The sequence below is a fragment of the Pedobacter sp. GR22-6 genome (assembly GCF_037402555.1).
In the GTDB taxonomy this organism is placed as follows: Bacteria; Bacteroidota; Bacteroidia; order Sphingobacteriales; family Sphingobacteriaceae; genus Pedobacter.
In genome coordinates, this window is the sequence record NZ_JBBEUC010000003.1 from 956006 (window position 1) to 979623 (window position 23618).

12 protein-coding genes and 1 riboswitch are annotated in these 23618 nt (G+C 43.5%); of the genes, 11 read left to right on the forward strand and 1 reads right to left on the reverse strand.

The features are described 5' to 3' along the window. Window positions 1–84 precede the first annotated feature (84 nt). The 4 genes from WAE59_RS17975 (at window position 85) to WAE59_RS17990 (ending at window position 11138) form a co-directional block, all read left to right on the forward strand. Window positions 85–4188, forward strand: coding sequence for a hybrid sensor histidine kinase/response regulator transcription factor (locus WAE59_RS17975; protein WP_337857349.1), 4104 nt, complete (start codon window positions 85–87; stop codon window positions 4186–4188). Window positions 4189–4330: 142 nt separating this feature from the next. Continuing rightward, the gene (locus WAE59_RS17980) at window positions 4331–7504 is read left to right on the forward strand and encodes a SusC/RagA family TonB-linked outer membrane protein (RefSeq protein ID WP_337857350.1); all 3174 of its coding nucleotides are present in this window, start codon (window positions 4331–4333) and stop codon (window positions 7502–7504) included. A gap of 10 nt (window positions 7505–7514) precedes the next feature. Further along, a complete protein-coding gene (locus WAE59_RS17985) occupies window positions 7515–9215 on the forward strand; it encodes a RagB/SusD family nutrient uptake outer membrane protein (RefSeq protein ID WP_337857351.1) in 1701 nt (566 codons plus the stop codon). Between the two features lie 75 nt (window positions 9216–9290). Beyond that, entirely contained in the window at window positions 9291–11138 is a 1848-nt protein-coding gene (locus WAE59_RS17990) for a glycoside hydrolase family 35 protein (protein ID WP_337857352.1), read from the forward strand. 70 nt (window positions 11139–11208) lie between these two features. On the opposite strand, the gene WAE59_RS17995 is transcribed toward WAE59_RS17990, so the two are convergent. After that, on the reverse strand, window positions 11209–12432 hold the full coding sequence (locus WAE59_RS17995) for a sterol desaturase family protein (RefSeq protein WP_337857353.1): 1224 nt from the start codon (window positions 12430–12432) through the stop codon (window positions 11209–11211). A 269-nt stretch (window positions 12433–12701) separates the two neighbouring features. Further along, window positions 12702–12797: riboswitch (SAM riboswitch) on the forward strand. Between the two features lie 46 nt (window positions 12798–12843). Between WAE59_RS17995 and WAE59_RS18000 the strand changes: the two genes are divergently transcribed. The 7 genes from WAE59_RS18000 to WAE59_RS18030 all read left to right on the forward strand — a co-directional run bounded on the left by WAE59_RS18000 (window position 12844) and on the right by WAE59_RS18030 (window position 23610). Beyond that, window positions 12844–14001, forward strand: a complete 1158-nt coding sequence (locus WAE59_RS18000) for a cysteine desulfurase family protein (protein ID WP_337857354.1) — start codon at window positions 12844–12846, stop codon at window positions 13999–14001. 169 nt (window positions 14002–14170) lie between these two features. Then, window positions 14171–14425 carry a hypothetical protein gene (locus WAE59_RS18005; RefSeq protein ID WP_337857355.1) on the forward strand — a complete coding sequence of 85 codons (255 nt, stop codon included), beginning with the start codon at window positions 14171–14173 and terminating at the stop codon, window positions 14423–14425. Window positions 14426–14516: 91 nt separating this feature from the next. Further along, the gene (locus WAE59_RS18010; protein ID WP_337857356.1) at window positions 14517–15299 is read left to right on the forward strand and encodes a GLPGLI family protein; all 783 of its coding nucleotides are present in this window, start codon (window positions 14517–14519) and stop codon (window positions 15297–15299) included. Window positions 15300–15305: 6 nt separating this feature from the next. Then, window positions 15306–17945: a TonB-dependent receptor gene (locus WAE59_RS18015; RefSeq protein ID WP_337857357.1), complete on the forward strand. Its 2640-nt coding sequence runs from the start codon at window positions 15306–15308 to the stop codon at window positions 17943–17945. A gap of 121 nt (window positions 17946–18066) precedes the next feature. After that, complete coding sequence (locus tag WAE59_RS18020; protein WP_337857358.1) at window positions 18067–18657, forward strand: sigma-70 family RNA polymerase sigma factor; 591 nt, start codon at window positions 18067–18069, stop codon at window positions 18655–18657. 111 nt (window positions 18658–18768) lie between these two features. After that, the gene (locus WAE59_RS18025; protein ID WP_337857359.1) at window positions 18769–19908 is read left to right on the forward strand and encodes a FecR family protein; all 1140 of its coding nucleotides are present in this window, start codon (window positions 18769–18771) and stop codon (window positions 19906–19908) included. A gap of 264 nt (window positions 19909–20172) precedes the next feature. Beyond that, window positions 20173–23610 carry a TonB-dependent receptor gene (locus WAE59_RS18030; RefSeq protein WP_337857360.1) on the forward strand — a complete coding sequence of 1146 codons (3438 nt, stop codon included), beginning with the start codon at window positions 20173–20175 and terminating at the stop codon, window positions 23608–23610. Window positions 23611–23618: the final 8 nt, after the last annotated feature.

The following is a 23618-nucleotide window of genomic DNA, read 5'->3' on the forward strand; positions in this document are numbered from 1 at the left end:
AGGACATGTCTTAAAGTCTGCGATCGCATGGCTTTTCAGAAGCTATTCTTATCTTCGCAGTATCATTCGCTAACAACTGACCAAATGCAACTATTCCGGCTTTTTATGCTTGTTGCGCTCTTCATCATTTCCTTTAGGACAAGTGCGCAGTCAAATCCCGAAGCCAAAGGAAAATCTCTATATGGGAATTACGCATTGCAGACTTATACGACTGCAGATGGCCTGCCTTCGAAAAATACCACAGCAACAATCAAAGACAGAAGAGGTTTCATTTGGGTAGGAACAGAAAATGGACTTTGCAGGTTTGATGGATATACCTTTAAAATATTTTACCACAAGGCTGGCGACAGTACCTCGATCAGTAACAATTTCATCAGTACTATAGTCGAGGACCGTCGGGGTCGGTTATGGATAGGCACCATGGACGGCTTAAATGTCTTAGATCCATTGACGGAGCAGTTTCAGTCTTTTTATCATGACGAAAAGCGTCCATCATCGCTCAGTAATAATAAAATCTGGGCCTTGCTTTGCGACAAACAGGGGGTAATCTGGGTAGGTACAGATGACGGATTCAACCGCTATGAGGAAAAAACCGGATCGTTTACGGTATATCAGCCCAAAGCAAAATCTCCAGATGCCATGGTGGGCAAGTCGGTCAACTCTATTGTGGAAGACCGGTTTGGGAAACTTTGGTTAGGCAATTGGAGTGGGGGATTGAATCAATTCGATAAAAGCACAAAGCGTTTCCGCAATTTTCAACAAAAACAACTACCGGGGTTAAAAAATCCCAATGACGTTTGGACATTAGCTTATGATCAGCAAGGGATAATCTGGGTAGGGACCTACTGGAGCGGTCTGTTTCGCTTCGATCCTGTGAGCAGGACTTTCAGGGCTGTCCCCACATCAGGAGCGAAGATTTTAGGTGTGTATAGCATCTTGCCCTTATCCTCCGGACTAATGCTTGTAGGAGCGAACAATGGATTTTACTGGCTGGATACAAAGCACAATAAATGGGAGCGCCTGCAGAATTTATCCAATAATGCTTTTGGGGAAGCCTATCGGGATCGGGATGGGATCATTTGGATCAATGCTAAAGATGGCTTTCTCAAGATCGACAATAAACAATACAAGTTCGATCTGAATAACATGCGCCTGGGCGATTTGGAGGTCAGGAGTTTGGCCAATCGTGGAGATCAGCTCTGGATAGGCACCAACAGGGGCTTATTCTGCTATGATTACGGCTTGGGTAAGCTCAGTCAGATCCCAAGAAAGGATAAGGCCAATAGCCCTGAACGAAATGATATCAGCAAATTGTATTTTGACCAGGAAGGTAAGCTCTGGATCCTAAGTGAAGACGGCTTTGATAGTTACGATATCCAAAAGCAGGCTTTTCTTCACTATTCCCATCACTCGGCCCTGGGCGATTTATTCAATGAAGATGTGTTCAGGGACATCCTGGAGGTAGAGCCGGGTATTTACTATTTGGCAACTGATGCCGGCTTAAAAATATACAACAGGCATACCAATACTTTCAAACATTATTACAGCAATAAAAATGATCCATATTCTTTAAGCAATAATCACCTCTATTCTTTGCTAAAAGATGAGCAGGGCCAAATCTGGATCGGTACTTATGGCGGTGGACTGAACCGTTTCAATCCGCGTACGGGACGTTTCAAGGCATACCGAACCGCCGAAGACTCAGGGATCAGCAGCAACATCATCCGTGGTCTTTTTAGAGACTCGAAAAACAACATCTGGGTATCCACTCCGGATGGGCTTAACCGGTTTGACTTCAAAACTTCGCGGTTTAAAGTTTACTCCAATGCAGATGGCTTTCCGAGTAATGTATTCAGGCAGATAACGGAGGACCCAAATGGCAATTTGTGGATCACTACCGAAAATGGACTGTCCAAATTCGATCCGAAGCGTATGGTCATCAATAATTTCGATGAGACAGACGGCTTATATGTCAATGCAGTATTGCATGATAGCGGGAGGTATATGTATCTGGCTGGTATTGGTGGAGTCATTCGTTTTGATCCATTGAGTGTCCCCTTTAACAGGACTATTCCCGCAGTTTACTTTACAGATTTTCAGTTGTTCAACAAGTCTGTACTACCAAATCCCAGGGGGCCATTGCGGGAGAACCTGAATATTACGCAGGAGCTGACGCTGGATTACGAACAAAGTGTCATGTCTTTTGAATTTGTGGGACTCAACTACCGTTATCCGGACAAGAATCATTACGCGTATATGCTGGAAGGTTTTGATAAGAAGTGGAATATGGTGGGAACGCAGCGGAAAGCTACCTATACCAATTTGAACCCCGGAACTTATACCCTTTGGATCAGGGCTTCAAATAACGATGGGGTTTGGAACAAGGAAGGCAGGAAGTTGATCATCAATATCAGGCCGCCCTGGTATTGGACCTGGTGGGCTTATATTGGTTATGCTTTTGCCATTGCGGCAGCGATTTATGTTTATATACGCTACAGAAACAAACAACAGAACCTTAAATATAAAATTAAGGTTGCCAGTATAGAAAATGAAAAAGAGAAGGAATTGCATGAGAAGAAGTTGTCCTTCTTTACCAACATTTCTCATGAGTTCAGGACTCCCCTCACGCTGATCATCAACCCGATCAAAGAGCTCTTATACCATGATGATAAAAATGTAGACACCAGCAACCTCAATATCGTTTACAGAAACGCCAAGCGGCTGTTGAGTCTCGTCGATCAACTATTGCTGTTCCGGAAAGCGGATGCAAATGCTGATAAGTTAAGGATTGCAGAGCTGGATATTGTGAACCTTTCCAAAGAAGTTTATTTGTGTTTTTCTCACCAGACGAGTTCTAGAAAGATCACTTATGATTTCGTGTCTGCCTCAGATCATATTGCGATCTATGCAGATCGCGAGAAGCTGGAAATTGCGTTGTTCAATCTTCTTTCAAATGCCATTAAATTTACACCGGATGGAGGACATGTGAAGCTGGAGATTGTGGAGCGGCCCGACCGCCTCAGCATACAAGTAAGTGATACCGGCTGTGGAATACCTGAAGGAACAGGTGACAAAATTTACAACCGCTTCTACCAGGAGCAGGATGCTTCGCTCAGGGCAGGATTTGGAATTGGGTTATATCTGGTCCGGAGCTTTATAGAGAGCCATGGCGGATCTGTCAGCTACCGGAGTCAGGCCAATGAAGGAACTACCTTTTTTGTGGAGCTGCTTAAGGGGAGCCAGCATATTGATCCTGATCAGATTTTACCCATTGCAGGAAGCGGTTCGGTATTGTTGATGGAGCTGGCAGCAGACAGCGGAAATGTAAATTCCAGCGAAGAAAAGACAGCGGTTGAAAAGATTACTGAAGAGATCACTACAGAAAAGAAATCGATATTGATCATAGATGACAATAAGTCGATCAGAGATTACCTCGTTGATATCTTCAATCCATTTTACCAGCTATATGTTGCCTCCAGTGGAGAAGAGGGCATGCAGATGATTAGGGAATTACTTCCTGATTTTATCATTAGCGATGTCATGATGCAGGGCATAAGCGGTATCGAAATATGTAGTCTGGTAAAAGAAGATGCGGATTTATGCCATATTCCGGTTGTATTGCTTACTGCGAGTTCATCTCCGGAGATCAAATTGAAAGGCTTGGAAATTGGTGCAGATGACTACATCAGTAAGCCTTTCGATAAAGATTTGCTCGTTGCCAGGGTTGCCGGGATATTGAAGAGTAAGAACAGTCTTCAGAAGTACTTCTACAATGAAATTACGCTAAATTCCAGCAACACAAAGATTTCCTCAGAATATCGCGATTTCCTGCAGGAATGCATCAGGATAGTTGAACATCACATTACGGATCCCAATTTTAGTATACAGGTTCTGGCGGATGAGATCGGCATGTCCAGGTCCAATTTGTTCAATAAGATCAAGTCAATTTCTGGAAGGTCCTCCAACAGTTTCATCCGGTTTATCCGCCTGAGGAAGGCTGCGGAGATCTTCATCAATACGGACAACACCATCTCGGAAACGATGTTTATGGTGGGCATGAACGACATCAAATACTTCCGGGAACAGTTCAATAAATTGTTCAATATGAACCCCTCGGAGTACATCAGAAAATACCGCAAGCATTTTTCGAATAACCTCAGTTTAGGCAAGGAGCTTAAGAAAAGGTAAGAAAACTGGTATTTTACCCCTCTAATATTGTCTGTTTACCCCCCTGTAATCTGTACCAATCAGTCGAATTTAGCCTTTGTCAATACTTCCGCTTTTTGTGGTGGATTGATGAGCTAATTCATAAACCCAAATATAAATCGATATGAGAAAAACTATACGTAAAGTATATTCTCCGCTTTGGCCGATGACAAAAAAGGTGTTTGTTGTGACAGCAATAAATGCAGCACTGCTCTCGGCGCAGTCGACAACAGCCTCGGTGCTGGTGGACAATCCTTCAACCTTCAATTTACGCCAAACTGTGATCACGGGTATTGTCCGCGATGAGGCCGGCAATCCTTTGCCAGGCGTAAGTGTAATGGTCAAAGGTACCACTACAGGTGCCATGACCGATGCGCAAGGAAAGTATAGCATCAGGGTTCCTGAGAATGCGACATTGGTATTTACTTATATTGGTTACGCCAGTATAGAAATGCCGACTGCCGGAAAAACTGTGGTAAATGCCCAATTGAATCCAGACCAGACTTCGCTGACTGAACTCGTGGTCGTTGGTTATGGTACGCAAAAGAAAGAAACAGTAACAGGATCTATTTCCCAGGTAAAAGGTACTGAGCTGGTAAAAAGTCCACAACCAAACTTATCCAACTCCCTCGCAGGAAGGTTCTCAGGTGTGATCATCAACAACCGTGGTGGTGAGCCGGGTTATGATGGTTCAAATATCACCATTCGTGGTAACGCTACTACGGGAAGTAATTCCGTATTGGTCGTTGTAGATGGTATACCAGGACAAGTGGGTGGTTTAGAGCGTTTGGATCCGAACGATATCGAAAGTGTATCGGTATTGAAAGATGCATCTGCGGCAATCTATGGTAACCGTGCAGCGAACGGGGTTATCTTAGTAACCACGAAACGTGGTAAATTGGGTAAGCCTTCCATTTCTTATGGATTCAATCAAGGTTTTAGTTCGCCAACACGTCTGCCAGATTTAGCAGATGCGGCAACATATGCGCAGATTAGGAACGAGATAGAATTTGACCGAAATGCATCCGGTGGTTTGAATCAAGCTTTCTCAGAAGCACAAATCCAGAAATTCAGAGACGGTTCTGATCCCTTGTTGTTTCCAAATACAGACTGGGCAGATGTAATGCTGAAAAAGGTTGCTATGCAAAGTCAACATAGCTTATCTGTGACTGGAGGTACTGAGGATGTGAAATATTACATGTCGTTAGGTATGATCGATCAAGATGCTTTATTCAAAAATGGCGTAACCAGCTATAAGCAATACAATTTCCGCTCAAATCTGGATGCACAGATTAGCAAAAGGCTGAAAGTAGGCTTATCCCTTTCAGGAAGAGAAGAGGCACGTAAATTTCCGATCACTGGTGCAGGTGACCTATTTAGATCTATTTATAGGTCTTACCCGACGATAGCCCCTTACTATCCAAACGGCTTACCTACAAGAGGTATAGAAGGTTCTAATCCAGCGGTATTAGTTACTGATATCGGCGGTACAAATAATAATCCGACTCAAGTGCTGAATGCAATATTGAAAGGCAGTTACCAGATTCCCGGGGTAGAAGGTCTTTCTGCGGATGGATTTTTCTCAGTCGACAGGTCAAATGCCTTTTCAAAAGCTTTTAACAAGCCTTATGTTTTATATGATTACCAAGTAGCTAGTGGCATCTATGTGCCAGGGACCTATGGTGGTAATAATAATAAGGCAATGCTTACTGAATCACAAAGACGTGAGTCTCTAATTACATCAAACATCAAATTGAATTATGAGAAAAGAATTGGTGTGCATAACATAAGTGCATTTGTAGGCTATGAGCAGAGTAAAAATAATATCGAGTTCTTTGATGCCATAAGATATAATTTTTTATCTACGCAACTCCCTGAACTATCACAGGGTGGAGTAGCAGCTACGGATTTCCGTAATTCCGGTTACAGCACTAATTATAATCGTAGAAGTATTATCAGCCGTGTAGCATATACCTTTGATGACAAATATTTATTCGAAGGTCAATTACGTAGAGATGGTTCTTCGATCTTTCCAGAAGGGAAGCAGTGGGGAACTTTTCCTTCAGTGTCTGCTGGATGGCGCATCAACAAGGAGAGCTGGTTCAGTGAAAAAATTAAATTCTTTGATGAACTGAAGTTGAGGGCATCTTATGGCGCATTGGGTAATGATGCTGTAGATCCTTTCCAATATTATGATAATTATTCATTAGTTACTAATGGGTTCGTTGGTCAACCAAATCCAGAGACATCATTTCTGATCCAACCGGGAGTAGGCCTTACGAAATTGGCCAATCCAAATATTACTTGGGAAGTATCGAAGAAATTAGATATTGGTATCAATGCGTCTTTCTTAAAAGGATTTAATTTTGAAGTGATTTATTTCCAACAGAAACGTACTGATATTTTAGCCACACGTAATGCGTCGTTACCAGGCAGTTCAGGTATTGTGAACCCAAATGGTTCTCCAGCACTTGTCCCTTCTGAAAATATCGGTAGGGTTAATAGTGAAGGCTTTGAGACGACGCTCAGCTATACTCATCAAAATGGAGACTTCAAATGGGGCGTGTCAGGTAATATGACCTACGCTAAAAGTCAAATCATCTTTATTGATGAGGCTTCAGGAACGTTAGATTATCAAAAGCAAACAGGAAGGCCTTTAGGTACTTATTTATTATATAATGCTATAGGTATGTTTCGCACTCAGAGTGACATAGATAGCTATCCACATGTTCCAGGGACCAAAATTGGAGATCTGATGTACCAAGATTTTAACGGTGATGGGGTAATAAATGCCGATGATCAGATTCGTTCTAACTATGGCAACATTCCTCAGATTACCTATGGTTTTAATCTGAATGCCTCATATAAAAACTTCGATTTCTCAGCACTACTTGCTGGTCAAACTAGGGTAAGCCAATATGTGTTGCCAGAATCTGGCAGTGTAGGTAACTTTTATAGCAGCTGGGCTGACAATCGTTTCAGTTCTTCAAATCCTAACGGCAGCTATCCTAGAGTTACTGAGCGTGCAAGTAATGCAATTAGTGGAGGTAACTACAGAAACAACTTTTGGTTAGATAACTCATCTTTCCTCCGCCTGAAAAATGTAGAAATTGCTTACAACTTAAAATCTGACTATCTTTCAAAATTGAAAGTGTCTGGTGTAAGGGTCTTTGCAAGCGCTTTTAACCTGTTTACAATCTCCAAAGTTAAAGATTATGATCCTGAAGGAACCAGTGAAAGTGGTCAGTTTTATCCTCAGCAGAGGATTATCAACTTAGGAGCGAACGTTAAATTTTAATCTCGAAAAAATGAACTATAAATATAAAATACCAGTTTTTCTAATGCTGTGCGGCGTACTGGCATTGAGCTCATGTAAAAAAGACCTATTGAATGTTACTGCGACAGATAGGATTCCTACTAATACACTTGAATCTGATACAGCAGTATTTGAAGCCTTTGTGACCAATGCATACATCGGAACAAAACTTCAAGGAGCTGAGGGAGATGGGACAAACCCGGGTTTTGGAAGGGGGTTTGAGTACGCGATGATGGGCTCCATGACCGACGAATCGATTTATAATAATGATGATAATACTTGGCTGATTCAAAGAGGACAATTGGCACCAGAAAATTTAGGTTCTTTAGGGGTTCTATGGGGACGAAGCTATCGCAGCATTCGCGAAGTTAATTACGCCTTAGGCGTGTTGACTAAAATTGAAATGAGTTCGGCTCGTAAAACTAGGCTGGAAGGCGAGCTTAAATTCATAAGAGCTTTTCGTTACTTGGATTTGATCAGAAATTATGGCAAAATGGTCTTGATGGGAGATAGGGTATTGGGCTTGACAGACAATTTACAGGACCCTACGCTTTTTAAACGTGCTACGATTAAAGAGGGAATTGATTATGCTGTCGCACAGTTCGATGAGGCAGCGGCAAAACTGCCTGCAAATAACGATGGAGGATGGATACTTGGGCGTGCGACTAAAGGAGCCGCTTTAGCGCTAAAATCAAGATTGCTTCTTTATGCAGCAAGTCCGTTATATGCCGCGGGAACCTGGGAATCAGCTGTCACTGCCGCTCAAGCAGTCATATCTTTAAATAAGTACAGCTTATACAGTGGTGGATATAGAAATTTGTTCTTAACTAACAACAATAACGAATCAATTTTCGCGCGCTATTATACTAGGGATGCAGGCCATGTTCATCTAGAAATAGCTAATAGCCCAAATGGTTATAGCGGGTGGGCTGGAAATACACCCATGCAAAATCTTGTTGACGCTTATTTATTAACCAATGGACTGCCAGCCAACATTAGTAATCCACTATATAACGCTGCGGAACCTTATGCAAACCGTGATCCTAGATTTTACGCAAGCATCTTATATAATGGAGCTAGCTACCGTGAGCGCAATATAGAGACATTTGTACCTGGCGGACGGGACAGTAGAGATGGTAAAGACAACTGGAATACTACTAAAACCGGTTACTACATGAAAAAGTTTCTTAATGATGCCTATCCGATTGAAAATCCTTGGGGAAATGCAGGTTTCCAACCTTGGAACTACATCAGGTATGCAGAGATATTATTGAATTTTGCAGAAGCAGCAAATGAGGCCTACGGTGCCGATGTCGTCCCTGCTGGTTCTACGTTAAGTGCGCGTACAGCCGTCAATCTGGTACGTTCAAGACCGAGTGTAGAGATGCCAGGATTGGTGGCAGGTATGAACAAGGATGACATGCGCCTAGCCATCAGACGCGAGCGTCAGGTTGAACTTGCCTTTGAAGAGCATAGATTCTATGATGTGCGCAGGTGGATGATCGCCAATGTGACGGAAAATGTTCCTGCTGGCGGTGTTACCATCACTAAAAATGCCAATGGTACATTTACTTATACGCCATCAGTAGCCCTTGACGGCCGTAAATTCGAAACGAAACATTATTGGTTGCCGATTCCGAGAGCTGAAATTTTAGCCTCTGGTAATCAGTTAGACCAAAATCCATTTTATTAATAGGCAAAGGCTTAGCTGACAATAGCTAAGCCTTTTTTATAAAACCTATTGCTAATTAACTATACCCACACACAAATGAAATTATTAAATAATATAATCCTGGTCAGCACAATGGTTTTAGTGTTGCTTGGAAAAGCAGAGGAGACGAAAGCTCAAAAACATACTTTTGCCTTGGGCGATAGCACCTTCCTGCTGGATAACAAACCTTTCCAGATCATCTCTGGCGAAATTCACTACCCCCGGGTACCCAGGGAAGCCTGGAGGCAACGCATGCAAATGGCCAAAGCGATGGGGCTCAATACTATCGGAACCTATGTATTCTGGAATTTACATGAACCAGAAAAAAACAAATTTGATTTTAGTGGCAATAATGACATTGCTGAATTCGTCAGGATCGCCAAAGAAGAAGGACTTTGGGTGATTCTTAGACCGAGCCCTTACGTTTGTGCGGAATGGGAATTTGGCGGTTATCCTTACTGGCTGCAAAATGAAAAAGGATTGGTGGTGCGCAGCAAAGAAAGCCAGTACCTCAAAGAATATGAAACTTATATTAAGGCGGTCGGAAAGCAATTGGCGCCCTTGCAGATCAACCATGGTGGGAATATCCTCATGGTGCAGGTAGAAAACGAATATGGTTCCTATAGCAATGATAAAGAATACCTGGCCATCAATAAAAAAATGTTTATAGATGCGGGCTTTGATGGCTTGTTGTACACCTGCGATCCGGAAAAAGACCTCAGCGATGGTCATTTGCCGGGCTTGCTCCCAGCCATCAATGGACAAGATGATCCTGCCATCGTAAAAAGCAAAATAAAAGCATTGAATGCTGGAAAAGGGCCATTCTTTATTGCAGAATGGTATCCGGCATGGTTCGACTGGTGGGTGACTCCACACCATACCGTACCGGCCGATAAGTATACGGCTAAACTGGATGCGGTACTCAAGGCAGGTATGTCCATCAATATGTATATGTTCCATGGAGGTAGTACCCGTGATTTTATGAACGGAGCCAATGATAAAGACACCACACCTTATGAACCGCAGATCAGCAGTTACGACTATGACGCACCTTTGGATGAAGCCGGAAATGCTACTGATAAATTCATGCAGTTCAGAGCTGTAATCCAGCGCAATCTCGCTGCGGGACAAACGCTACCTGAAGTGCCCGCTGCTAAGCCTTCAATGGTCATTCCCGAGATACAGTTTCAAGCTGCGGTCAGGCTGGCAGATCTGCTGTCTGCTCCCACTAAGCATGAAAAACCCCTGACCTTTGAAGACCTAAACCAGGCTTATGGATTTGTCTGGTACCGCAGTACACTGCAAGGGGGTAAAACCGGTGTGCTGAAAATCAAAGCATTGAGGGATTACGCCATCATCATGGTCAATGGAAAGCGAGTGGGTACTTTAGACCGCCGAAATGCCCAGGACAGTCTTTCACTGACACTTCCGGCGGGAAAAGTAACACTTGACATCCTGGTAGAAAATTTAGGAAGGGTCAATTTTGGTCCTAATCTTTTAAAAAACAAAAAGGGCATTACGGAATATGTCAGCTTCGCGGGAACTGAAATTCAGAATTGGGACATGTTTAAATTTCCTTTTACTGAAGTGCAAAGCCTGAAATTTAAATCTGCCGCTCAGGCCGATGGTACCCCTGTACTAAAAAAAGGGAACTTTAACCTGAATCAGGTTGCAGATACCTATCTCGACATGCGCAAATGGGGCAAGGGGATGGTCTGGGTCAATGGAAAGAACCTCGGCAGGTACTGGGAGATTGGCCCGCAGCAAACGCTTTACCTGCCTGCAGAATGGCTGAAGAGAGGGAAAAATGAAATTGTGGTCCTGGAACTGAACAAGCCCGAACAAAAAACCTTAAGTAGCCTCGCGAAGCCCATATTAGACAGCATCAAAAACGAAGAAAAGTAATAAAGACAATTTGGTTAGATTACCATTGGCCTCAACATGATCGGACTGATCGCTGTTGGGGCTTTGGTTTTTATAGCCTGTCGTATCGCAGTACATACTGAAGGTATAGGGCCCGCAACCGGAAAACCTGTTCAAGCAGGTACATCAGGATCATCCATAGGATAACGAGTTCAATATGTCCAGCTTTCCAGAACATATAGGAAAACAAAATCAGCAGTCGACCATATTCGATATAATAAATCCATTTCCGCTGTTCCATCAATGCCCCGCAATTGATCAGTGTGAGCAGAATAAATCCTACCACAAAACATTTATCAGGCACCTGCAAGAATGCATAGGTTCCAGTAAAGAAAAACAGCAGGAGTACGCTGATCAGGATCTGTGCATTCAGGTAGGCTTTAAATTTGAAACGGTATGCAGGCGAGGCCCGTCGCTGAAGGAATCTCTTTTCCAGAGAAGGCCGGATGTCCTGGTCCATAGTGGCCGGATGTCCAAATACTACCCTGAGTTTTGCCAGCAGGCCTTGTTCTTTTTTACAGGCCGCAATAATTTCCAGGTAATAATGAAAGTGCTGCCATAAAAAACTATAGCTGTTTACTGGATGTGTCAGGCCATATTTTGGTGCTTCTTCTTCCTTTTGAAAAGTCCCGAAAAGCTTGTCCCAAAACACAAATACATCTCCGTAGTTCTTGTCCAGATATTTTTCATCACTGGCATGGTGAATGCCATGAATCGAGGGGCTCACCAGGATGTATTCCAGCCAACCCATGTTTTTGATCAATTGTGTATGGGTAAAGAAAGAATATGCGCCATGTACGACCAGTATGCTCATCACCATTACAGGATGAAAGCCCATCAGCGGGATCAGACACCAGAAAATATTTCTGATCAAAGCCTGGAAAACGGTGATCCTTGCCGAAACGGTAAAATTAAATTCTTCACTTTGGTGGTGAACGATATGTGCGGCCCATAAGATATTGACTTCATGCCCTAGCCGGTGGTACCAGTACCAAACCAGATCCGTGACCAGGATCAACAATACCCATACCCACCAGGTATTGGGTATCTTGAATAGGGCGTAATGCTCATAGACCCATACAAAAAGACTGTAGCAGCTTGCAGTGATAAAAAGGTTAAGCATGCGCTCCGCAATGCCAATGCTGAGGTTAGATATAGAACTTTCATACTTGAACAGATGTTGCTTTTTCAGCTTTAAGGCTATCCTGTATTCTAAAAACAGAAAGACAAAAAACGCAGGAATGGCAAATGCCAAATAGTTGAAATTTTCTATCATTTTCAATGGGGTTAGTGATGTTTAAACCTGTTAAATGTCCAGGGTTTGTGATCAAATATAAGTAAATACTATTAAAATGGTAGTCTTTATTCAGATTCCAGGTTACTCTTTGTTTCAGTCTATTGCTGCTTTTATATCTATTTTTTTAGCTTTTAAGTTGGTGTTGTACGCTTGAGGTAATTAATTATAAAATAATATATACTAAATTGGTAGTTATTATTATATTTGCATCATCATATGCAATGATGATTATCGTTCATTCACCTATTTACTTATCCAGAAAGACTGAGGGAAAGGCCCTGTGACGTCTTAGCAACCTGTATTTACAAGGTGCTAACTCCTTCCGCAATGCGGTAAGATAAGATTCATTCCTTCAGCAGGCTGGATGTGTAAGTAACAAAAATTTAGAATATGAAAATTTACTTAGACAATGCCGCTACCACTCAACTAGACAGTACAGTATTCCAGGAAATGGAACCTTATTTGTTTGAATCTTATGGTAATCCCTCATCTTCGCATGCTGCAGGCCGGGCAGCCAGAACGGCAATAGAGGCATCGCGCCGGACCATCGCAGATTTGCTGAATGCTGCACCGGAAAATATAGTGTTCACCTCTGGCGGTACTGAAGCCGACAATACAGCAATCATTTCCACCGTTCGTTCAAAAGGAATTAAACTCGTGATCAGTTCGAAATTTGAACACCACGCTGTACTCAATACGCTAAAGTATCTGGAGCAAAGAGGGGAGATCCGGGTTGTTTTCCTTAAACACGATGACAATGGTACTTTATCGCTTTCTCATCTTGAGCAATTGCTTGCTGCCAACGAAAAGGCTTTGGTGTCACTGATGCATGCCAACAATGAATTGGGTAATCTGATCGACATCCAACAAGTCGGAGCGTTGTGTAAAAGCGCCGGCGCAATTTTCCACAGCGATACTGTTCAGTCGATCTGTCAATATCAATACGATACACAAACGCTCCCCGCAGATTTTTTAGTAGCTTCTGCTCACAAGTTTCACGGGCCAAAGGGTGTAGGCTTTCTATATGCCAGAGATCCCAAAGCGCTGACTCCTTTTCTCCACGGCGGTGCACAGGAACGGGGACTTCGCAGCGGCACTGAAAATGTCAGCGGTATTGTCGGTATGGCCAAAGCACTCAGCCTGTCCTATGCCAACCAGGCAAACCATCAACAACACCTTTCTGAACTTAAAGAAAAAATGATCAATAACCTCATTAGCAAAATTCCCGGAATCAGGTTCAACGGCAATTCGGCAAGAAAAAAATTGAGCCTCAACAACGTTTTGAATGTGGCACTCCCGCTGGCTGATTCAGGACAGGATGTCCTCAGCTTTTTAGACCAACATGAAATTTATGCTTCAGGCGGCAGTGCCTGTTCTGCCAAATCCAATTCACACGTACTGTCTGCTTTAGGTGTATCGGCCGGGCTGACAAATATCAGGTTTTCTTTTAGTAGATATACCACCGAAGAAGAGCTGGAATATACAGTAGACCTGCTTTCCGGACTGTATGTGAATACGGCATTGAAAGAAATGAGTACGATATGCTAAGCTGGTGCGAACCATTAGCAGGCTACGAATTTCTGCGCAAGTCCTGCGCTTAATCAAAATCCTCAGGCGCTTAACAGAACCCGCTCCTTTTCAGAAACAGGAAGTTGAATTTTATGTTGTGAATTGAAACAAAGCATTAATTAACCCATTAATTTTCAACCCTACAACCATGAAAAAAGCAATGTTATTTTTAGCGCTGTCGCTGTCCAGCGCCGGTCTTTTCGCAAACTTAGTTCCTGCAAAGGCCGAAGGCAAATTTACCTGTACAGCAGTGTACTCACGTGTGTTTTTAAATTCAGACGGTTCTGTGGCTTTAAAGATCAGCCGCGTCGTTTATGGCCCTACCTGCCGTGAAGCAATTGCCGAGGCCCAGGCTCAAATCGAAGAAGTAACGCCGGATTATATCCGCTGGTTTACGCATTAGCATCATTTATTAAGGCCTGTTCTGCAATATCACCGCAGAACGGCCTTGTTTTTGCAAAGCCCATTCCGCAAAATTAAACGAACATCTACCTATGTCTTTACCTAACGCCACTATCCGGTTATTTTTCCTTTTCGCCTTATTTTGTCAGGCTTCAGCAATGCAGGCGCAAGTAAAAGGAACCCTAAACTACAGCCTCACTATTGACGACGGCATGCTCAGTCAGCCCCGCATCGTCAACTCCATCGTGTATTTTTCAGGCGGACAATCCCTGGAACTCAATTTGCCGAAGCAGGTTGCAAATACCAAGGTCGCCGATGGTGACAACAGCATTACGGAAACAATGGTGGTCAACCCCACAAAAAAGCGCTTTGTCTACAAAGACACCAAAACCAAAAAGCTCCTCCTTGGTGATGATATCGCTGTTAAGTTTTACCTGATCAGCGATACGCTGTCAAATTTCAAATGGAAGATCAGCAAAGAACAAAAAAAGATACTGAACTACAACTGTACCAAGGCAACTACCACCTTCAGGGGCAGGAATTACGAAGCCTGGTTCACCGATGACATTGCCATTTCCAACGGTCCCTGGAAATTCTGCGGTCTGCCGGGTCTTATCGTCGCCGTCAACGACCTCAATTCCGTATTCAGCTATAAGCTGACCGGTATCAACCTGAAAGCTAAATTTGATCCGGCCATCCTGGCGCTGCCAAAAAGCTATGCGAAGGATAAAGCCACGACACACAGTGCTTTTATGAAGGCCTATAAAGAACGACTGAGCAAAAACGAGGCCCTGGCAAGGGTGGTCGAAACCAGTGGAAACGGTGTAACCAGCAGTACCACCATCAAATTGCCGGAGAAACAAGAGAAATACTAGACGAAATTGAAATCATCCCTTTTTCTTTTCTGCTTACTCAGTATTACTGGTCTGGCCTTTGGCCAGCAAATCAAAATCAGCGGTAAGGTCAGGGATGCCTCTGGTCAGGTGATCCCATCTGCCTCAGTTCAGTTGAAAACTACCGATGGACAGGTGCTTTCCTTTACATCCGGCAATGAAGAGGGCAGTTATCAGCTGGAAGGGGAGTTCGGGGATCAGCAAAGCCTGTACCTCATTGCAGCTTATATTGGCCTGAAAAGAGATACCCTGAAACTCAATGTTACCAGTATCAGTACGGGTGTTCTGCAGCATGATTTCAAACTTCAGGATGATGCCATACAGCTGGAGACCATTCATATCAGATCCGAGCAGCCCATCGTCAGCTCTGCCAACGATACCACCAAATACAATGTGGCCAGGTTGACCACAGCCGACGACCGCAACATCGAGAGTGTCATCAAGAAAATGCCAGGTATGAAGGTAAGTAACGATGGTACGATCTATTTTAACCAGCAGCGGATCACTAAGGTCCTGCTGGAAGGAGACGACATGACCGGAGAGGGATACAAAACCATCACGCAGAACCTGAAGCCGCAACTGGTAGAAGAAGTACAGGCCATCGAAAATTATGTTGAGGATGACCTGCTGAATGGTGTCATCAGCTCAGAAGAAGTGGTGCTGAACCTTAAGATTAAAGACAAAAAGAGTATTTCCGGAAGTATTGATGCAGGTTATGGCAGCAACGACAGAAATGATCTGTCCGGCAATTTCATTTCCTTCTACAAAGGGATCAAAGCGTTTTCCTTTCTCAATAACAACAACATAGGTAAGTACCAGGCCGATCTGCTCAACCTGAGCAATAAAAGCGCGGCCCCTCAGTCTGGCAAGCTCATCAATCATGCAATAGAAGACACCAATCCTTTTGATAACAATTACTTCCGACTAAACAAAAGTTTGTCTGGCAGTCTATCTGCCATCGATCGTGTGAGCAAAAATCTGAAGCTCACCCTTGGGCTCTATGGAATAAGAAATAAACTCTACGACGAACGTAACCTCCTCCAGCGGTATTACCTGCAGGATACCATAGTGACAGAAGACCTTCAAAACAGGCGGAGCAACAGTAAGAATTATCAGCTGGAGTTCAGTGCCGACCAAAAGCTGGATGCTAAATCAAGGCTTTTCGCTTCTTTTACCTATACTACCCGGCCTGATGTTTATCATTCCAATGATCTATCGATGTTCAATGGCCTCCAGGCCAATGAAGTCCTGCAGCAGCAGTCAGGCGATGATAGAAACATCCGCAGCGAATTGCGTTATGTACTCAAATCCAGTGCAAATACAGCATTGATCGCTTCTGCCAGGTACAACTCAGCTGCTGTCAGGCAGAATTATACTTCTCAATCTGATCTGTACGGTAGTCTCCCCGATTTTTTTGGGGCACAAGCACTTATGCAATTGGCAGACACGCGATTGAACCAGTTTGGTCTGGATGTCCAGGCACTCAGAAAATCAACTAACCACTATTTTTACCTCAATGCCGGTGCATTCAGCTCCATCAGTAAGCTGGAAACCAGACTTTACAGTTTATCCGGTGGTGTCCAAAACTTACCGGGCGATGAATATGCCAATCAAAACCGGGTCAACAATTCAGAAATGTATTTGGGTGCCAAATACATTTTCGACAACAAGCGCATCAGGCTCCAATTGGCCTTGCGTGGTAATCTGAGGAATATCGAACTGTATGGCCGGGATAGCAGTTACTTTTACCTGCAGCCCAGCTTAAACCTGAAGGCAAGACTGGGGGAGGGACAGGAACTGATCCTTGGCTACCAAATGCAAAACACCAGTCCGGATAACCTCAGCTATTACCAGAACTATGTGCTGACCGATCTCAGGAACCTCAGTTCAGGCTTGTCACAGTTGTATTATTACAATACCCAGGATGTCAACATCGCCTACCAGAACAATACTTTCTCTGCGCATTACCTAAGCTTCCGGATTTCCGGTAATGCCAACTACAGCCCCTTTGGTTTCATTAATACCAATTTCTTCGACAATGCACTCTATTACACCCAACGGAGTTTATACAAAAGCATCCGGAGCATAGGGGGCAATACCGTATTCCAGAAATTCATCCCCGCATTGTCTATAGATGCTACAGTAGACTTCTCGCTAAGCAAGCGCCGCTACTATGCGAGTATCGGACAGGAGATCAATCCCTATTCAAATCTTACTCAAAACCTCTTGCTCAAGTTGGGTACAGGTTTCAAATTACCAGTCAACTTTACCTTGCAATTCAGCTACCTGAACGAATCTGTGCAGCAGCAAAATGCAGCAGTAGGTCGCAATGAAGCCTATAAATACTCCATTGCATCCAGGATCAAGCTGGGTAAATCCCTCAGTCATGTGACCGTTTACGATCTTTACCGCATCAACAGGAATGATTACCATATCTTAAATACTGAATTTCTGTATAACCCCGGCAACGGCAAGATCAGCTATGGCATTAGCGGAAAAAACCTGTTCAATGTAAATAGCCTGATCAATAGTAGTGTGAGCAACGTAGGTGAATCCCGGGGAACTGCCAGTTTGTTAGGCAGATATATCTTATTGAATGTGTCTGTTCCTATAGGCGGAGCAAATTAAAATCCATAGACAATAAAAAAGTCAGCAAATAAAAAGATGCATCTTTTTTTTACATAGATTTGTTTCCACAGTATTTAAACCAGATATTCTCCTTTATTAATTAGTTGGGCAAAAGGCGGTCATGGCAAACTATACCAAATATTCAGATAAACAGCTGACGGATCTGCTAAAGAACCGGGACCATTTGGCTTTTACTGAAATTTACAACCGGTATTGGAGGAAATTACTGATGATCGCCTGGAACCACAGTAAGGAAAATTCAGCCTCAAAGGACCTGGTACACGAGGTATTCATGTCACTTTGGGAAAGAGACCAAAAGATCGAGATCGAAAACCTGGCCGCTTTTCTGGCTACGGCAATGAGGTTGAGCTTATTCCAATATTACCAAAAAGAACAGCGTCGCGTTGAACTTGCCAAAGCAAATTATTTATTTTCTGAACTCAATGACGAGGAAGAAAAATTAGATGCACTGTTTTTGAAGGAGTACATCAACGGAATCGTTGAAGAAATGCCCGAGAAATGCAAACTGGTGTTCAGGTATAGCCGCGAGCTCGGGCTCAAAAATTCAGAAATTGCCGAAAAAATCAACATTTCAGAAAAAGGAGTAGAGGCTAGCCTGACCCGTGCGCTCAAGATCCTCAAATGGAAACTCAAAGGATATGGAACAGTGATCTTTGTGGCGGTAATTTATTATTTAAGCAGTTTCAAATAAAGCTGACCCGGCTTTTTTCCTCCTGTCTTAGCGTCATTAAAAAAAAATATTTTTTTGATGTAGGGTAAACCGCTCCTCATCGAACATACCTTTTGATAAGCCAAATATAAATTGAAGAAGAAGAAAGTTTACAGCTTAATTGATAAGTATAAAAGCGGTAATGTCACAGAAGATGAACGCAAGGAACTCTTCGACTGGTATCGTAGTGTAGCCAATCAGGACGCTGAATTTCCTGAAGATGAACATACTGTAGAGCAGTTTATGCGCAATAGGCTCATGGTCGATACCCAGGCTGTGGGGAAGACGCGTAATAAGCGTACCTGGCTCGCTGCAGCTTCCGTTGCGGTCATTCTTGGCATGGGATTACTCTATTTCATTAAAAAAGATCCACATTCTGCACAAAACCAACTTGTTCGCAAAACTGAAATCCAGCCTGGCAGAAATCAAGCCGTGCTAATTCTCGCAGATGGATCTGAAGTCAGCCTGAATGATGCCATTGCAGGAAACATTTCCAGTCAGTCCGGAATCAAAATATCCAGGGCCGCTGCTGGTCAAATCGTCTACACCGTATTGCCGCAGGCAATAACCTCGGATGGACAGGCCGATACCATCACGCGCTACAATACCATCAAAACTCCTGTGGGCGGACAATTTAAGGTCATCCTATCAGATGGTACTCAGGTATGGCTCAATGCTTTGTCTTCCCTGAAATTCCCTCTGAGCTTTGCCACTAAAAATGAACGTAGGGTAAGTCTCGTAGGAGAAGGGTATTTCGAAGTGAAAAAGAACGAACAGGCACCGTTTAAGGTGAGTACAGCTAAGCAGTTGATAGAAGTATTGGGTACGCATTTCAATGTAGACGCCTATCCAGAAAATGCTGCAACCAAGACCACACTGCTGGAGGGTGCTGTCCGTATCGCTTCGGGTGACCATACTGTAAGATTGCGCCCTGGTCAGGAAGCCATACTAAAAGAAAACTTTGAAGTGGCCGACGTGCAGGCAGAAAATGCGGTAGCATGGAAGAATGGGCTTTTCAGATTCGACGGGGAAAGCCTGGAGGCCATCATGACCATTGTGGCCAGGTGGTACAATGCGAAGGTGGTTTACGAAAGCGAGGGCATAAAGCGCGAAAGTTTTGGCGTGCTATCGGACCGCTTTGCCAATATATCGACCTTATTGAACAGTATGGAGCAGACCGGTGGTGTAAAATTCAGGGTTCAGGGCAGCACTGTGTATGTAAGCTCGAAATAGAAACTCCTCAAACCAACAATAACCAAATATCAAACCAAATTAAACCATGAGAATAAAAAACAGATCGAGCTAAATCCCATCGATACCGTTTGTAAAGCAAAAAACAGAGGCACTGGCATGCCCCCGTTTTTTATGAAGCTTTATTCAAATCGGAATCCACTGTAATTGCATTTCTAACTCAAAAAAAAGCTTTAACAAATGTATAAAATTTTTACTCCAAAAATTTGTATGCCTTCGGCGTACGTCAATAAATTCCTGCTAACCATGAAGATTGCCTTTTTCCTAGTCTTCCTCGGTCTGATGCAAACCAGCGCGTCGGTCCTTTCTCAGAGCATTACCTATAAGGACAAAAGCACCAGCCTTAAGGAAGTATTCAGTGAGATCAATAAGCAAACCGGATACAATGTTTTCTGGTCGGCCAAAAATATCACCAGCGCACCTAAACTGTCAGTAAACTTCAATAAGAGTTCCATTTCCGAAGTATTGAATATCTGCTTTGCAGGGCTTGATCTTACCTATACCATTCAGGGTAAATCTGTCATCGTCAAGCCGGCTCCAAAACCGGAGGTCGTCGCGCCGCTTAGGCTTACCATAACAGGTTCCGTAAAAGACGCCACAGGGCTACCCTTAGTTGGTGTTATCGTGGCCGATGTCAATAACCCTAAAATTGGTACCCAGACCGATAATAATGGTAAGTATGTACTTGACGTCACCGTAGGTACCTTATTGCGTTTCGCGTACATCGGTTACCAGGAACAAAGGGTCACTGTGGGGGAGGCTACCGTGATCAATATCGTATTGCAGGAAAGCAATATTCAGGCAGAAGAGGTGGTCATCACAGCGATGGGCCAGCGCCAGCGCAAAGAAGCCATCGTGGGTGCTGTCACTTCAGTACGCCCTGGCGATTTAAAAGTCCCCTCCAGTAACTTGACCAGCGCTATGGCAGGTAGGATTGCGGGGGTGATTGCTTTTCAACCCAGCGGACAACCTGGACAGGACAATGCCAATTTCTTCATTAGAGGCGTAACTACCTTTGGATATAAACGTGACCCGCTGATCCTGATCGACAATGTGGAGATGACCACTTCAGATCTTGCCCGTTTGCAGGTAGATGATATTGAGAGTTTCTCCATACTGAAAGATGCGAGTGCAACTGCGCTCTATGGCGCGCGCGGAGGCAACGGGGTAATTCTCGTGAAAACCAAGGAAGGAAAGAATGGAAAAGCGCAGATCAATGTACGTTTGGAGGGCTCTGCTTCTGAGTCGGTAAAGTCTTTGGAGTTCGCCGATCCCATTACGTATATGAAATTATTCAATGAGGCGACCTTAACCAGAGGTACCAACTCTGTTGTGCCTTACACGCCGAATAAGATCATGAATACACAGGCTACGCTGGACGGAGCGCCCGGAAGCAATAAATTTGTTTATCCGGCGGTGGATTGGATGGACATGCTGTTTAAAAAACGCACAAGTACCCAGAGGGCAAATCTAAATGTCTCTGGTGGTGGAGGTGTTGCACGTTATTACATTGCAGGCTCTTTTTCTGATGATAACGGAATTTTGAGGACTGATATCAGGAACAACAACAAAAACAACGTCAGTTTTAAAAATTACCAGTTGCGTTCCAACGTCAATATAGATTTGACCAGTAGCACAGAACTTGTTGTTCGTTTGTCGGGAACTTTCAATGAATACAGAGGGCCCATGACCAACGACCCCTCTTTTGCAACGGACCTTTACAACATTGCCACGCACACCAGTCCGGTAGATTTTCCCGCTTACTATGAGCCGGACGCGGCCAATTTGGGAGTGAACCATATTCTTTTTGGGAATAATGTAGATGCCAATTCAGGCAGCAGCTATGAGGTGAGGAATATCAATCCGTATGCGGCTTTATTACGCGGCAACAGAAGATACTCTGAGTCTAGAATGCTTGCTCAATTAGAAATTAATCAAAAATTGAATTTCCTCACAAAGGGCCTCAATTTCAAAGGAATCTTTAGTACAAACAGGTATGCCAGGTTCGAATCTGAACTGGCCTACGCCCCATATTTTTACAATGTGGCTTCGTATGACAGAGGAACTAACGAATATACCTTGAACTGGATCAATAGCCAGCCGAATCAGGCGCGTGAATATTTAAACTACTATGCTGGTGCAAGTACTTTAAATACCTTCCTTTATCTGCAGGGTGTGTTGGATTATTCTGCTGATTTTGGAGAAAATCACAATGTTAGCGCAGCATTAATCGGTACACAACAGCAGCTGGTGAATGCGAATGCCAACACTTTATACAATTCACTTCCTTTCAGAAATCTTGGCTTATCAGGACGCGCTACTTATGCTTATCAAAGCCGTTACTTCCTGGAATTCAACTTTGGGTATAACGGATCAGAGCGTTTTTCTGAAAATCACCGCTATGGATTCTTCCCGACAATTGGTGCTTCCTGGATTGTATCAGGTGAGAAATTCTACGGTAATTTAGCGAATGTGATCGACCGCATGAAGCTAAGGGCTAGTTATGGTTTAGTAGGAAATGATGCCATTAGCGACCGGAGATTCTTTTACCTTTCGGAAGTTAATTTGAATGGAGGCAGGCCTGCTTCTTTCGGAACCAATAACAGCTACGGTCACAATGGAGTTTCCATTACCAATTACGAAAACAGGGATGTGACCTGGGAAATTTCAAAGCAGTTGAACTTAGGTTTAGAGCTTACCTTCCTGAAAAATCTCCGATTAACTACAGAAGTCTTTAAAAACTTAAAATCTGATATTTTGCAGGATCGTGCTTCTTTACCTACCACAATGGGCCTGGAAGCGGGCGTCTCTGCCAATATCGGTAAGGTGGAGTCCCGGGGAATTGAGTTCTCCCTTGATGGAAAACAAAGCTTCAGCAAAGATTTTACCCTTTCCTCAATTGCCAATTTTACCTTCACCAGAAACAAGTTTATCCAATTTGAAGAACCCGACTATCCGGAGCAATACCGTCTGCATGATGGCATCAGCCTCAATAGGAACCGTGGCTATATAGCCGAACGTTTATTTGTAGATGATAACGAGGCACGCAACTCCCCTCGTCAGATTTTTAGCAACAATGGCCTTGCGCCAATGGGGGGAGATATCAAATATCGCGACTTGAATGGCGATGGTGTCATTGATGACAAAGACCAGACCTGGTTGGGAAATCCAACAGTGCCAGAAATTGTTTACGGTTTTGGTCTTTCTTCAACCTTTAAAAACTTTGACCTCAATGTATTTTTTCAAGGACAGGCTCGTGTCTCTTTCCTGATCGATCCTGCCAGAACCAGTCCCTTTATTAAGAGTCCAGACTCCTGGTTGCCTGGCGATACCCAAATTTTAAAGCAGTATGCTGATGACCACTGGTCAGAAGATAACCAGAATTTATATGCTTTGTATCCGAGATTGGGGGCTAATGGTGCAGTGATTGAAAACACAAGGCAGAACAGTTCCTGGTGGTTGCGCGACGGAAGTTTCATTCGGATGAAATCCCTGGAGTTTGGCTACACCTTTCCGAAAAAGTTAGTAAACAGGGCAAAGATTAAAAATATGAGGCTTTATTTCAGCGGCTTGAATTTGCTGACCTGGAGTCCATTCACCATGTGGGATCCGGAATTGGGTGGAAATGGTTTTGCCTATCCACTGCAGAAAGTTTACAACGTTGGTCTCAACGTCAGTTTATAATTAGTACT